This is a genomic window from Palleniella intestinalis, from assembly GCF_013166595.1.
Classification (GTDB): Bacteria; Bacteroidota; Bacteroidia; order Bacteroidales; family Bacteroidaceae; genus Prevotella; species Prevotella intestinalis.
In genome coordinates, this window is record NZ_JABKKG010000001.1 from 229,027 (window position 1) to 243,443 (window position 14,417).

The following is a 14,417-nucleotide window of genomic DNA, read 5'->3' on the forward strand; positions in this document are numbered from 1 at the left end:
AATATTTTATGAATGTAACTATTTATATTTATGGGATGACTATCCTTTCAACTGTATTTGCCAATACCCAGCCTTCTGTTCCGTCATCAAGGCGCACTTCATACCAGCCTTTTATTGTCTCATCCGTTATCTTCATGTGCGTGCCTTCGTGCACTACAGTTTCTTCCTGCGACTTCATTTCCGGAGATTTTCTTACAGCACTGTCAGTTGTTATCACAATCGCCCCATCGTTGGCTATTAATGCCCGATACTGTGAATAGGCACACAAATTACACAGCACAAACAAGACAAACATGGCAATTCCACCAAAGAATGCTATCTGACGGAGTATGACAATGTCCGCAAATAAAAATATCAGGACAAAAGCAGCAACAGCAATCAAAGATACTATTGCCATAACAGCCCAAACATTTGTATTGAACATTTGTACAAAGGCATTCCACCAAGCTACAATGAAAGTGTCTGCTGTTGGGTGCATTTTGTCAATAGTCTTTGAGCGTGCCACATGCAGATTATGCGCTATATCTTTGTCAGCAGGGGCAAGAAGCGATGCTTTGTTGTATGCGATAAGTGCCTGCGCAATATTGTCACTGCGGTAATATGCATTACCAAGATTGTAGTAATTTTCAGCAGATGGTGTTTTTTTTACAAGCTGCCCATAGTGCTTTATTGCAAGCTGATAGTTACCATTAACGTATGCACCTGACGCAGTGTTGTTAGCTATTGCCACTGACGGCAGAACCATCAGCAGCATTACAACAAATGCCGCCCCATTTGACTTCTTCGATTTGCCGGATTTCAAGAAATCATCGATATCAGTTATTCCATTCATAGCTTTTTCGTAAACAGCAGACATTTTTCCCAACGCTTCTCCCGGTGCGTATCGGGCATATTCACATTCGTCAATAGCATCAACAAATATTGTTATTATTCCCTTTCCTACATTACGTGCTGCAAGACGCTCTGTAATATTTTCGCGTGAAAGCTCAGAGACAGGTATATTGAGTTTGTCACCAACATACCCCCACAAAGCGCGTAGCACCTCATCGTAGAATTCTGACTCCTTCTGCTCTTTCATAAGTTTTGCAGCACGCTTCAAACGCTTTACTGCCACCTTATTGGCTTTCTTTCCCTTCATGCCAACAATATCTGCATTTGAGACGGCACGCTTACGGAATATCCATATAAGAAGAAGACATCCTAAAGTTATAAGAACTATAACAAATTGGTAAACAGCACTTCCAAAGATAATATCCCGCTTCAGTGTATGGTCATCAGTATAATGTAAGCCTCGGATATCTTCATCTTTCTCCGAGAAATCGGCAACAGTGTTTGCATTGCCCTTTCCTGGAGCTACACTAATTGTCTGCGGTTGTGTCTTTATAGTCTTATAAGAGTCTGCTTCTATATCATAATACGTAAATTCAACAGCAGGAATTGTGTATTCTCCTTGATGCCTTGGCACAAAGAGGTAATCATAAATCATGCTGCCCTCCAATCCATTTCCTGTCAATTTCGTCTTATCAGATGACTTTGGGGAATATTTGTCAAAATCTTTTGGAAACTGGACAACAGGTTGCTTTATCAGTTTCAGGTTACCATTACCACTGATTACGACTCGCAATGTAACAGGGTCATTGGCTGTTACCATCTTTTTGTTCAATGAACTGGAAATGGAGAATGTTCCGACTCCTCCTGAGAATCCTGCAGGACGAGTCGGCAAAGGTAATACATTGACATTGACAGAAGGAGCCACAATATTCCTTTTTACCTCTATGTATCCGGAGCCACCATTGAAAAAAGCTTCAAACGGATCCACATTTGTATTCTCCTGTACGACAATGCCCTTGAACGTTATTGACGGAATTTCTAACTTTCCTGTCATCTGAGGATACATCACATACTGACTCCATGTGACACACCTATAAGGGCGTCCATCTACATTCTCAATATGGAAAGATTTCTGCTGTGGCAGAGCTATTTCCTGAGTATGGAATCCTGTCAAATCAGGCATTTTGCCTTCAAGTTGTGTCAGTTCTACTTGTGTATAGACCTTATATGTCAATAATATCGGTTCCTGCTCATGGACCGTCTTTTTGTTGGCAGTCACCTTTATAAACAAGTCATTTCCAGATATTCTCGAACCTGCCTGACGAATCTGTGCACCATGTTGTTGCTGCATCCTTCCACCATTATTCGTTGCTTGGGCTTGTCCACTGACCTTTATCTTCACAGCCTTTGACACAACATCCTTTCCTGACACCTTCGCATGCGCTGCACCAATCGTATATGTACCCGCCTTTTCAGCTGACAATATGTAAGTATAGGTTATGGAAGAAGAACTGCTTGTATGACCGTTAACCATTTGGAAACTTGACTGCGTACTTGTAGAAGGCCCCATCAGTACATCTATTCCATCAGGAACATTGCCACCACGGAACCCTTTCACATCCTTCGTCTGTATGGTATACATCAATTTGAACTGTTCACCGACAGCAACATGTTGTGGCACAGTCACATTTATAGTCTGCGCAGCTGCATGAGCTATGCAGATTATCAGTATAAAAAAAGAGTATAGTCGTTTCATAAAATTACCAGTTCTTTTGATGACGGGAGCGACGTGGCTGCGTCTGTTCTTTCTTCAACCGTTGCTGGGTAGCCTGCTCCTGCTGCATCGCAGCATTCAAGAGTTGTTCAGCATTCTCCTTACTCATTTTGTCTTGTGGAGTCTGCTGCTGATTGTCTTTTTCTTTATTTTTGTCCTTATCTTTACTCTTGTCTTTATTCTCGCTATTATCCTTGTTCTTATCTTTGTTGTTTTTTTCTTTATTTTTATCTTTATTCTTTTTGTTCTTGTCGTTATCCTTCTTTTGCTTCATGCACAATGCCAGATTATAACGTGTCTCATTGTCTTTCGGATTCATGCGCAATGATTCCTTATATGCCTCTATAGCCTCAGACCATTGCTTATGTTGCTGGAAGATAACACCAATATTATGATAGACCTGTGCACGGCGCAACTTGTTAGGCTGCAGTTCTCCTGCTCTTTGGAAACATTTGATTGCCATGGAATCCTTCTGTTGTGCCATCAATACACATCCAAGGTTATACTGAGCCTCAGGATTGTTTGGCTTTACGGCAACCGCTTTTCTGAATGTTGCCTCTGCTTTTTCATACTGCTGAGAATGGAATTGGCGGTTTCCTTGACGAATCAACATGCGGTCATTCTGCGCCATAGAGGCGGCCGGGGCAAGTACCAACATAGCAACCATGACAAGATGCTTCTTTTTGAACAGATTCATGGCTTTTTGATATGATGGTTTCGCTTCAAATACAAGGACTTCAAGCACCAAAAGCAATATGGCGATTAATCCAACAACCTGAAACTGCTCCTCATACTCACTATATATTACAGAACTGACCTCACTCTTCTGCATCTTTGCCAATTCAGAGTTCAATCTTTCCTGCGCTTCATTAGTGTTGTCTACATGGATGTATGTACCACTTCCTGCTGACGCTATGTCGCGACACATCTGTTCATTCAAACGTGTCATGACTACATTGCCTGAATTATCTGTCATATATCCACCTTCACCATTTGGGATTGGTGCACCGCTACCGGAACCAACGCCAAGAATAAATACTTTTATTCCAGCCTTCTTTGCTGCTTTTGCAGCCTCCATGGCTCTGCCTTCATGGTCTTCACCGTCAGTGATAACGATTATTGCCCTTCCTATATTCCGCTGTTTCGTGAAACTGTTTTGTGCCAATTCAATAGCCTTTGCAATGTCTGTACCTTGTTCCTCTATGAGTGAAGGTGTTATGCTCTGAAGAAACATCTTTGCAGAGACATAATCTGCTGTTATCGGCAACTGAGTAAATGCATCACCGGCAAAGACGACAAGACCGATTTTGTCATTTACAAAATGTTCCACCATATTCTCAACAAGCATCTTAGATTTGTCAAGCCTTGACGGTTGAACATCCTCACAAAGCATAGAGTTGGATATATCCATACATATTATTGCTTCTATGCCATTGCGCTTCTCATTGCTAACCTTTGTACCTATCTGTGGGCGGGCAATCATGACTATCATAAGAGCCAAAGCCACCATAAGCAGGCAGAACTTTATCATAGGACGATGTCGTGATACATCAGGCATCTGTCGCAATGTCAACTCCTTGCCGCCCCAGCGTCGTAATGCTTTGCTGCGCAGCCAAAGCATCCAGAACCTCAATGCAAAAAGCACCGGGATAACAAATAATAATATAAGATATGTAGAATCTTCGAATCTCATTATGGAATCCTTCTGAAATATGTTAATCGTAAAAGAACCTCAAGCAGCAATGAAAGTATAGCCGCAATGACAAAAGGCTGAAAAGCCTCATACCGCTTAGAGAATTTCTTTACACTGAGCTTTGAACGTTCAAGTTTGTCTATATCTTGATAGATTTGATTCAGTTCCTTGTTGTTTGTCGCACGATAAAAATTGCCGTCCGTTTTCTTCGCTATATCCTCAAGAGTCTTTGTGTCAATCTCAACGGGTAAGTTGACATACTGCACACTACCTGCAACAATCGTAGGATAAGGCGCAACTTTATTTGTTCCGACACCAATGGTATAGACACGTATACCCAGGCTCTTGGCTATCTCTGCTGCTGTCATCGGTGAAATCTCGCCACGGTTATTGGAACCGTCTGTAAGAAGTATGACAACACGTGACTTTGCCTTGGAATCCTTAAGCCTCGTCACTGCATTTGCCAGTCCCATACCGACAGCTGTACCATCCTCTATCAGTCCACGTGCCGCAATGTCTGTCTGCACATTCTTCAGCAGATTAAGCAGGGCCGCGTGGTCTGTCGTCATAGGACATTGCGTGAAAGCCTCACTGGCAAATATTGTCAATCCGATGTTGTCGTTCTGCCTGTCTGAGATGAATGCCGATGCAACATTCTTTGCTGCTTCTATACGGTTAGGCTTCAGATCCTCAGCAAGCATTGATGTCGACACATCCATTGCAAGCATGATGTCTATACCTTCCACTGTCTTTTCGTCCCACGCATTATGTGTTTGTGGTCTGCATAACGCACATACAATCAGCACAAGCGTAAGGCATCTCAATGCCATTGGGAGCCATGACAGACGCTGGCGCAATGTCTTGGGAGCATCTTTCAATACCCATGTATCACTGAGTGTCATTGTTGCTTCTGTATGCTTGCGGAAACGCACATACCATATCAGGTACGGTATCAGCAACAGCAGCAGGAGCATATATTCTTTATTCGCAAATTCCATGTGTCTATTCTATAAGTAATACTACCTGCCAAAGGATATAGGCAAGCAATGCAATGACAACAACCACAGAGAGATATACAGTATATTTCAATACTGTGAAAGAAATATTCTTGCGCTTTTCATCCTCTGTCAATGCTGTTTCTTCACGTTGCTCCGTAACCACCTCTTCAGTCTTTGTAGAGTTTATGAAATCTATTGCAGAGACAAGGTTGCGGTCATTCTCATTTATAAGGGTTGAGTATTTGGCAAACTTTACAAGGTCGGCTGTCTCAAACAGCTCACGCAGCTCGGCAACCTTCATCGGGTCTTCCTTTGACAAGCGCGTTATTATTTCCGCTGTCGTCATCTCCATGGCAGAGAAGCCGAATCTTTCTTCAAGATATTTACGCAGAGTGTCAGTGAGGCGGGTATAATATTCTTTCTGATTGTCAGATGCCACCATGCGTTCCTGCTTCAGTTCGTCGATGGCCGTGATTGCCTTGACATGTGCCGGCACACGCTTCACTATCCTGAAAGAGATATGTATCGGTTTGTTGCTTTTCTTCAACAGATAGGAAAGCATTCCCAACACTGCCATAAAGGACGCTATTCCATAAAGGATAATCAGCGGAATCCATTCATCTAAAAGGAACGGGTTGGTCTGTACATCCTTTGGAGGAAAGAACTGCTCCATTTTTGTTGTGTCGACAGGCACATCCAGCACTTTCAATGCAAGTTTGTTGCCGACATACTTCTTGCCGTCAACAATGACACTCAGTGGAGCTATATAATGCAATTTCGGCTCAAACGATGTTATTGTGTATTCATAAGTGGTACGTGCCCATCCGTCATCAAGCATTACAGAATCCACCATTGCCTGCTCCAAGACTTCTATGCCCGGCATAAGTTGCCGTGAATTGGTAAAGTCCGGAATCATCAGAATGGATTTGTCCTTTGCCGTTACAGTAAGATACAAGTGACACTGGTCACCGAGAAGAATCTCCATACTGTCAATCCTTTCCTCTACCTGTACTTTCTGAGCATGGACACCCCCTGCGATACCTACGCCAAACAGCATAGGCATGAGAATCATTAGTATTTTGTACAGTCTGTCTGTCATAGTTTTCTTAAATATCGCCTGACATTCGTCTAACTGCGTCTCTTGAACAACATCATCAGACTTCTCACATAATCATCAGCAGTAGAGACAGATACATAGTCTACTCCGGAGTGTGAGAATGTCTCTTTTATCTTTGCCTGTCTCTCCAGCCACTTTGCCTTATATGCCGTACGGACAGCTTTGGAAGATGTGTCAAGATATTGCTCGTATCCGGTCTCAGCATCCCTTACTCTCATTAATCCTACATCAGGCAACTCATTGTCACGATGGTCATAGACCTGTATCGCCACAACATCATGCTTTCTGTTGCAGACTTGCAGTTCCTTTTTGAAAGACTTCTGCTGATAGAAGTCCGACAACAGGAATGCTGTGCAGCGGCGTTTCTGCATGCGTGTAAGAGTCTCTATAGCCCCGGCAATATCCGTACGGTTGCTCTCCGGTTTGAAATCAAGCAATGTGCGTATAATATAAAGAATGTGTTTCTTGCCCTTCTTAGGTGGAATATACTTCTCAACATGGTCGGAAAAGAACACAACACCAATCTTATCATTGTTTTGGATGGCAGAGAACGCCAATGTAGCGGCTATCTCGGTAACCATTTCGCTCTTTGACTGATGCTGTGAACCAAAAGAAAGGGAACCTGAAACATCAATCATAAGCATCACCGTAAGTTCACGTTCCTCTTCAAAAACTTTGACATAAGGACGGTGGAAACGGGCCGTCACATTCCAGTCTATATCACGGATATCATCGCCAAACTGATACTCCCTCACCTCAGAGAATGCCATACCACGTCCCTTGAAAGCACTATGGTACTGACCCGCAAAGATATTGCTGCTCAATCCTCGGGTCTTGATTTCTATTTTTCGAACTCGTGAGAGTATCTCGTTGGTATTCATTATGGAACTTGTATCTTATTGATAATCTGTGACACAATCTCTTCCGCTGTCACGTTGGTTGCCTCTGCCTCATAAGAGAGTCCTATACGGTGGCGCAGGACATCATAAGCCACGGCACGTACATCCTCAGGCACCACATATCCGCGACGCTTGATAAAGGCATACGCACGTGCTGCCTTGGCAAGAGAGATCGAAGCACGTGGCGAACCGCCAAACGAAATGAGTGATTTCAATTCGTCAAGACCATATTGTGCCGGGAAACGTGTAGCAAAAACAATATCAGCAATGTACTGTTCTATCTTCTCATCGATATATACCTCACGGACAATCTCACGCGCACGCTCTATCTCCTGTGTCGTTGTGACCGGAGAAACCTCCGGAAGTTTACCCGCGAGATTCTCACGGATGATGAGTTTCTCTTCCTCAAACTGAGGATAGTCAATGACAACCTTCAGCATGAAACGGTCCATCTGGGCTTCAGGCAACGGATAAGTGCCTTCCTGCTCTATCGGGTTCTGAGTTGCCATAACAAGGAACGGCGACGGCAGGCGGAACGATGTGTCGCCGATTGTCACCTGATGCTCCTGCATAGCCTCAAGGAGTGCCGATTGTACCTTTGCCGGTGCACGGTTGATTTCGTCAGCAAGCACGAAGTTTGCGAATACCGGTCCCTGTTTCACTTGGAATTTCTCTTCCTTCTGTGAGTAGATCATCGTACCTATGACATCTGCAGGAAGGAGGTCGGGAGTGAACTGGATACGGCTGAAATCTGCCTGCACAAGTTTCGCCAAAGTATTGATTGCAAGTGTTTTCGCCAAGCCCGGAACACCTTCAAGCAGTATATGACCGTCGGAAAGGAGCGAAATCAGCAGGCAATCGACAAGATGCTTCTGCCCGATAATCACCTTGTCCATGCCATTCACTATGTTCTGGACAAATCCGGACTCCTGTTCTATTCTTATGTTTAATTCTCTGATATCCATTTTGTTTTACGTTTTTATTATAGTGAAAGTGTGCATCCCCCACCTTTGGAGGAATGCACATCCTTTATGCTCTTATTCATATCAGTCCTCCAAAGGTACTGCAAAATACCCCTTCTTTCCTGTCGGATAGATACCTTGTATGTACAGTACAGGAGATTTGGATTTTCCTGACTCCTTGACAATTCGGTTAAGATCCTCGATTGTCTTAACACTCTCATCGTTAACCTTCTGTATGATGAAGCCCATAGGCACACCAGCTTCCTTGAACTTGCCGGAGTTCACCTTTCCTACTTTCAAGCCGTAAGTGATGTCGAGTTCCTTCTTCTCATTCTCGTTGACAGAGCGGAAGTTTGCACCGAGGATATCAAGGTCTTTGTCCTTAACAACCTTTGTGTTGCCCTGCTCATTCTTCAATGTGAGGGTTGCAGTCTTCTTTGCTTTCTTGCGTACGTAGGTCACAACGACTTTGTCTCCCGGACGCTTCTTTGCAAGATACTCCTGCAGTTCCGCCATCTTTGTTATCTTATGACCATCGATAGAGGTAAGGACATCACCCTCCTGTATGCCGGCATCGGCACTTGCGCCGTCCTCCTGTACTTTGGCAATGTAGATACCCTCGTTTGTGCCAAGGTCAACTTCCTTGCCTTCCTCTTTCTGCATGTCAATGTAGCTGCGCACATCCTGTCCGCTTACTCCAATCAGGCCACGCTGCACATTACCGTACTGCTTCAGGTCGGCAACAACCTTATTCATGATAGTTGTCGGTATGGCAAAGCCATAACCGATATTTGTACCTGTAGGAGATGTCAGCATGGCATTGATACCGATAAGTTCTCCCCTTGCATTGACAAGTGCGCCACCGGAGTTACCCTGATTGATTGCAGCATCTGTCTGTATGAATGCCTCCACACCATTTGCACCAAGGCTACGTGCCTTTGCAGAGACGATGCCGGCTGTAACTGTCGCACGGAGATTAAGAGGATGACCGATGGCAAGAACCCACTCTCCTATCTTTATGTCATCGGAAGAAATCACAGTTATCGCAGGGAGATTGGAAGCATTTATTTTTATCAGTGCCAAATCCGTAGCCTTGTCAGTACCGATTATACGTGCTGAGAACTCGCGGTTGTCGGAAAGTGTGACTGTAAGTTCGTCGGCTCCGTCAACCACATGGTTGTTGGTGACAATGTAGCCGTCCTTGCTGATAATCACTCCTGAGCCCGCTCCCTCACGTTTAGGAGTCTGCACCTTGCGTTTCTGCCCTTGCTGTCTGCCACCGAAAAATCCAAATGGGTCAAACATATCTCCAAAAGGGTCACTTTGAACCTCTACCTCACGGACTTTGGAATTCTGAAGGTACTTGATGTGCACCACGCAAGGCAATGCCTTTTCGGCAGCTACTGTCAAATCAACAGCCTGCCCTGCAACAGGGATAGTTGGGAGTACCGGTGCACTTGGAGTATTTGCATTCACGCTGACAGACATTGTCGCAGCGATGAGACATGCACTTAAAACAAATTTCTTATTCATCTTATGTATATGGTTTTATGTCTTTCTAACCAAGGAACACAGTTTAGTGGACAAGTGTTCGTGTATAATTTTACCGATGCATTATTGTTTATCTCTATTAACATTTTATCATTCGGCTAATGCAAAGGTAAGGCAGAAGACGGTAAACTCCAAACATCCACTAACATATTTGTCCGATTTTAACAATTAACCATGCCCCTTAAATACTCCTTTACAACTATGACCATTAAATTTGGACAAAATTAATATAAAATGTTCACAAAGATATGCAAGAACCAGAAAAGAACCGACACAAAAGCTTCCCCATTGATTGTAAAAATAGGATTTATCGGAATAAAAAGCCAAGAATCACGACTGACATAATGAAAGATAACCTTTTACAATGTGAAAGGTAACACTTGACAGTGCAAAGTCTTACCTTTCGCAAAGTCAAGTGTCACCTTTTGCCACACACGTAGCGTTTTAACATTTACCGCATTATCAGTTTTCAGAAACCATTGGTTTTACTGTCGTTCTGTCACCATTCACACCATTTTGTTCGCATTTTGACACAAGCAGGGTTCTGACACAATTCCTGAAACAAGAAACGTCACTCAGCCTCCAAGTTCATGATTTTTATAGGGCAAGCCTGCACACATTTACCACACTTGATGCAGTCAGGGTGCAGATAGCCTTGTTCCTGCCCGCGACTGTCATACGGAGTGAGCTGCATAGGGCACACACGCGCACAGCTCTTACATTTCATTTGGCATGAACTGCTCACATGTATGCTTTTGTAACCAGAAGGGAGCTTATCCCCCTTAGGTGCCACCCATGAAGAAAGTGTTCCCATAGGACAGAATGAACACCATGTGCGTGGCGCATATATGAAAGAAAGCACAATGCCAACAATTGTCGTAACAAAAATGATGTTCCAAAACACTCTGCCCATCGCCGACCAGTTGCCCCAAGCAAAATACATCTGCACACCAAACATTGTGAAGATTACAAACAGCATGAACACTCGCCACCCTTTTGAACGAAGGAATGCCGGTATAGGTTTATGGGGAGAGTACTTCGAAAGCACGCGGTCATAGAAATTCCCACGCGGACAAGCATTGCCACACCACCATCGTCCACGGCGTAAGCTGAACGCAATCGGAGCTATCATGCAGACAAGTGCCAGCAGACCAATGATTGGATAGAACGCACCAATGATAAGATAAACTATAAGAATCCAATAGAGCGAAATCCCCTTTGTCGGGAAATGACGATGAAACTGTTTTGCAGCCATATTACTTTTCAATTGATAAATATTATATTTTTGGGTTTGTTGATGCAAAATTACAATAATAACCATAGACAAACGAATGTTTTTTATTATTTTTGCATTGAAAAAATCTATCATAAGCATTGTTTATGACACTTCAGCAATTAAAATACATCATTGCAATCGACAAATACAAGAACTTTGCAAATGCTGCCAAGGCACTTGATGTCACGCAACCGACAATCAGCGGAATGCTCATCAAACTGGAGGAAGAACTCGATGTGCGTATCTTTGAGCGTACAAACAAGACGGTCAGCACTACTGCAATCGGAAGGACAATCATCCGCCAGGCAGAGAAAGTGCTGATGGAAACGGAACGTATAAACGAGCTTGTCCATGAGGAAAAAGGCAAAATCAGTGGAAAACTCTTGCTGGCTATCGGTCCGACGATAGCCCCATACATCTTGCCAAAATTCATCAGACACTATCGGGAAAACTATCCACAGGTGAACATCGGCATATCGGAGATGAAAGCCGAAGACATGCTGAAGGCTTTGGAGCAAGGAAAGATAGAGGCCGGCATTGCCATAAGCGGCAATGCACGGAGTGGAATAATGGAAATACCGCTTTATACGGAACGGTTCTTTGTATATCTTGCAGAAAGCTGCTGGCGCAAATTGCCTGTCTTCAAACCGGAGAACCTGGAACATGAGAGCATGTGGATAATGAAAGAAGCCCAATGCCTGCGGAACAGTGCCTTCAGTTTCTGCAAAGCCCGCACAAAAGGACACCATATTTACGAAGCAGGAAGCATCGAGACACTGACACGCATTGTTGATGAGAACGGAGGTTTCACCATCATACCGGAAATGCATCTCCCCTTTCTTTCCGAGAAACAACGAAAGAACGTACGCCCCATTGACGGTGACCACTTGTCACAACGTTGCATCTCACTTTATATAAAAGAAGATTTTATCCGCCAGGGAATCCTGAACACCATTACGCAGACTCTCATCCGGTTTATGCCCAAAGGCATGCTGGAGGAGCGGATAATAAAATATGGAATAAAACTATAAACATTATGATAAAGAATCTTATATTCGATTTTGGCAAAGTTCTTGTAGACTACGACTTTGAGATGTTTTTCCACAAATACATTCACGATGAGGAAAGATACCAAGAATTCCTGCCCATACTCTGCAATGAAGAGGTTCAGGAACTGCTTGACAGAGAGGAAAAGCCTTTCGATGAGATTATGGAGGACATAATCCAAGACAACAGAAAGTTTGAGAATGAAATACGTATCTTCTGTAACAAGTATCCGGAATTGGTCACAAATGAAGTAGAAGGAATGAAAAACTTGTTGCTACATTTGAAGGACGAAGGGTTCAAACTGTACGGTCTGAGCAACTGGTGCAGCAAAGTATATCATACTATGAATCAGTTTGATATATTCCGACTGCTGGACGGTTACGTTATCTCCTCCGAAGAACATATTGTCAAACCGGAACCTGAAATCTATCGGCAACTGTTCGACAAATTCAATCTAAAGCCGGAAGAGTGTGTCTTTACCGATGACCTGGAAATGAACATCATAGGGGCAAGGCAACTTGGTATGGCCGGTATTGTGTTCCATGATTCCGCACAATACGAAACACAACTCCGTAAGATTTTGAAAGATACAAACCCATAATTCAACCTATTTGAGAACGACATGACACAGATTGAATGGGAAATAAACTGAAAAAAATGAATATCAAAAATATCCTCCACAACAGTTGCACAAAAGACACTGTTTCAATACGCAAGGCATGTCCTAATGATATCCCACGGCTCATGGAGATATTCTCCATTGCGCGCAAATTCATGAAAGACACAGGAAATCCCTGCCAATGGCCAGAGGATTATCCCGGCAAGGACTTGCTTCTTGCCGACATCTGTCATGGCGACAGTTATGTATGCACATCAGGAGAAGAGATTGTGGCAACATTTGTGTTGCGTGATGGAAAGGATCCAACATACAATATTATATATAATGGTGCATGGACTAACGACAACCCCTACGCGACAATCCATAGGATTGCAAGTAGCGGAAAAACAAAAGGCATTTTCCTTCATGTCATGCAATACGCAGTCCGACATCACGACACTATCAGGATAGACACTCACCGTGACAACAAACCTATGCAGCATGTCATCAATAAGGCAGGATTCCGATACTGTGGAATCATCCATTGCTGGAATGGTGATGAACGGTTGGCATATCAATATGACAAATGATAATGCAAATTGATAAGTTAGTACGCTGTTGTTCCTTCTGCAACCAAATCCTGCTTTCCGGCATTCACCTCTTTCATATATGTAGTTATGAGATTACGTACTTTGAGAGGGTTCTGCACAAAACTGACCTTATGGTTTGTTCCGCCACTGCCTACAAGCTCTATCGAACCGGTATTTACAATACGTTCCATGAACGACTGCTCAAAGTTCACAGTCTCTATCTTGAACAAAGGAATCTCTGTCAGTCTTATGTTAAAGATTCCGTCTTTCTGTATAAAGCGTGAGTCGGTAATGGCAAACTCTGTCTTCACTCTTAGGAAATAACCGAAGAAGACAGAAGCTAATCCTGATACGCACGCAATAATCCCCACTCCTACAAGAAGATTGACAGTTGCAGGCTCAAGGACATTCCCTGCGGCATAAGCAAGGCAGAACAGTCCCACAGCAACCAACAGTATACTCCATAGTGTATAGCGGAAATTAAAATACCAATGCAAGCGCCCTTTGTACATGATGCGCTCACCTTGTTCGAGTGTCTTTTCAATGAACTTTGCCATATTTATTATTGCTTTGATTTATTCGTGGTGATAAGGCTCTCCTTTTATTATTGTGCATGCTCTGTACAGCTGTTCACAGAATATAAGGCGGACCATTTGGTGGGAGAAAGTCATTTTTGAAAGAGAAATCTTGGCATCTGCCCTGTCATATACGGAACGGGCAAAGCCATAAGGTCCTCCTATGACAAAGACCAACCGGCGTGCAGTGTGCTGTTGGCGTTCAAGCCATGAAGCAAACTCTACAGAGCGAAACATTGTCCCTTGCTCGTCCAAGAGAACTACAACGTCTGAAGATTGTACGGCTCTGAGAATCATTTCCGCCTCCTTCTCCTTCTGTTGTTCCTCACTGAGTGATTTGGTGTTCTTCAACTCAGGAATGGTAGTAATCACAAAAGGCATATAGTGCCCTATGCGCTCGGCATAATCCCCGATGCCTGCAATGAAATTCTTATTGACGGTCTTTCCCACCTGAATAAGTTCTGCTTTCATATATCTTTTTATCTGTAAATTCGTGAACCAATCCG

13 protein-coding genes are annotated in these 14,417 nt (G+C 43.4%); 3 read left to right on the plus strand and 10 right to left on the minus strand.

The genetic code is table 11. The features are described from left to right. Positions 1-28: 28 nt before the first annotated feature. The 8 genes from HPS57_RS01015 to HPS57_RS01050 form a co-directional block, all read right to left on the minus strand. Entirely contained in the window at positions 29-2,587 is a 2,559-nt protein-coding gene (locus HPS57_RS01015; protein ID WP_172179323.1) for a BatD family protein, read from the minus strand. A gap of 4 nt (positions 2,588-2,591) precedes the next feature. Further along, positions 2,592-4,298, minus strand: coding sequence for a VWA domain-containing protein (locus HPS57_RS01020; protein ID WP_216653356.1), 1,707 nt, complete (start codon positions 4,296-4,298; stop codon positions 2,592-2,594). Next, the gene (locus HPS57_RS01025) at positions 4,298-5,296 is read right to left on the minus strand and encodes a vWA domain-containing protein (protein WP_172179325.1); all 999 of its coding nucleotides are present in this window, start codon (positions 5,294-5,296) and stop codon (positions 4,298-4,300) included. The genes HPS57_RS01020 and HPS57_RS01025 overlap by 1 nt, the downstream gene beginning before the upstream one ends. A 4-nt stretch (positions 5,297-5,300) precedes the next feature. After that, positions 5,301-6,395, minus strand: a complete 1,095-nt coding sequence (locus HPS57_RS01030; RefSeq protein WP_253946419.1) for a BatD family protein — start codon at positions 6,393-6,395, stop codon at positions 5,301-5,303. Positions 6,396-6,424: 29 nt separating this feature from the next. Beyond that, the gene (locus tag HPS57_RS01035) at positions 6,425-7,294 is read right to left on the minus strand and encodes a DUF58 domain-containing protein (protein WP_172179327.1); all 870 of its coding nucleotides are present in this window, start codon (positions 7,292-7,294) and stop codon (positions 6,425-6,427) included. After that, a complete protein-coding gene (locus tag HPS57_RS01040; protein WP_135938694.1) occupies positions 7,294-8,277 on the minus strand; it encodes an AAA family ATPase in 984 nt (327 codons plus the stop codon). The genes HPS57_RS01035 and HPS57_RS01040 overlap by 1 nt, the downstream gene beginning before the upstream one ends. Before the next feature lie 81 nt (positions 8,278-8,358). After that, positions 8,359-9,807, minus strand: a complete 1,449-nt coding sequence (locus HPS57_RS01045) for a trypsin-like peptidase domain-containing protein (RefSeq protein WP_172179329.1) — start codon at positions 9,805-9,807, stop codon at positions 8,359-8,361. A 589-nt stretch (positions 9,808-10,396) separates the two neighbouring features. Continuing rightward, entirely contained in the window at positions 10,397-11,080 is a 684-nt protein-coding gene (locus HPS57_RS01050; protein ID WP_172179331.1) for a 4Fe-4S binding protein, read from the minus strand. Between the two features lie 125 nt (positions 11,081-11,205). Between HPS57_RS01050 and HPS57_RS01055 the strand changes: the two genes are divergently transcribed. The 3 genes from HPS57_RS01055 to HPS57_RS01065 are packed head-to-tail and all read left to right on the plus strand — an operon-like array spanning position 11,206 to position 13,336. Continuing rightward, complete coding sequence (locus HPS57_RS01055; protein WP_172179333.1) at positions 11,206-12,132, plus strand: LysR substrate-binding domain-containing protein; 927 nt, start codon at positions 11,206-11,208, stop codon at positions 12,130-12,132. Positions 12,133-12,137: 5 nt separating this feature from the next. After that, on the plus strand, positions 12,138-12,749 hold the full coding sequence (locus HPS57_RS01060; protein WP_172179335.1) for an HAD family hydrolase: 612 nt from the start codon (positions 12,138-12,140) through the stop codon (positions 12,747-12,749). A gap of 56 nt (positions 12,750-12,805) precedes the next feature. Continuing rightward, positions 12,806-13,336, plus strand: coding sequence for a GNAT family N-acetyltransferase (locus HPS57_RS01065; RefSeq protein WP_253946420.1), 531 nt, complete (start codon positions 12,806-12,808; stop codon positions 13,334-13,336). A 17-nt stretch (positions 13,337-13,353) separates the two neighbouring features. On the opposite strand, the gene HPS57_RS01070 is transcribed toward HPS57_RS01065, so the two are convergent. Further along, complete coding sequence (locus HPS57_RS01070; RefSeq protein WP_172179337.1) at positions 13,354-13,893, minus strand: PH domain-containing protein; 540 nt, start codon at positions 13,891-13,893, stop codon at positions 13,354-13,356. A gap of 18 nt (positions 13,894-13,911) precedes the next feature. Beyond that, positions 13,912-14,382: a 23S rRNA (pseudouridine(1915)-N(3))-methyltransferase RlmH gene (rlmH, locus tag HPS57_RS01075; protein WP_172179339.1), complete on the minus strand. Its 471-nt coding sequence runs from the start codon at positions 14,380-14,382 to the stop codon at positions 13,912-13,914. Positions 14,383-14,417: the final 35 nt, after the last annotated feature.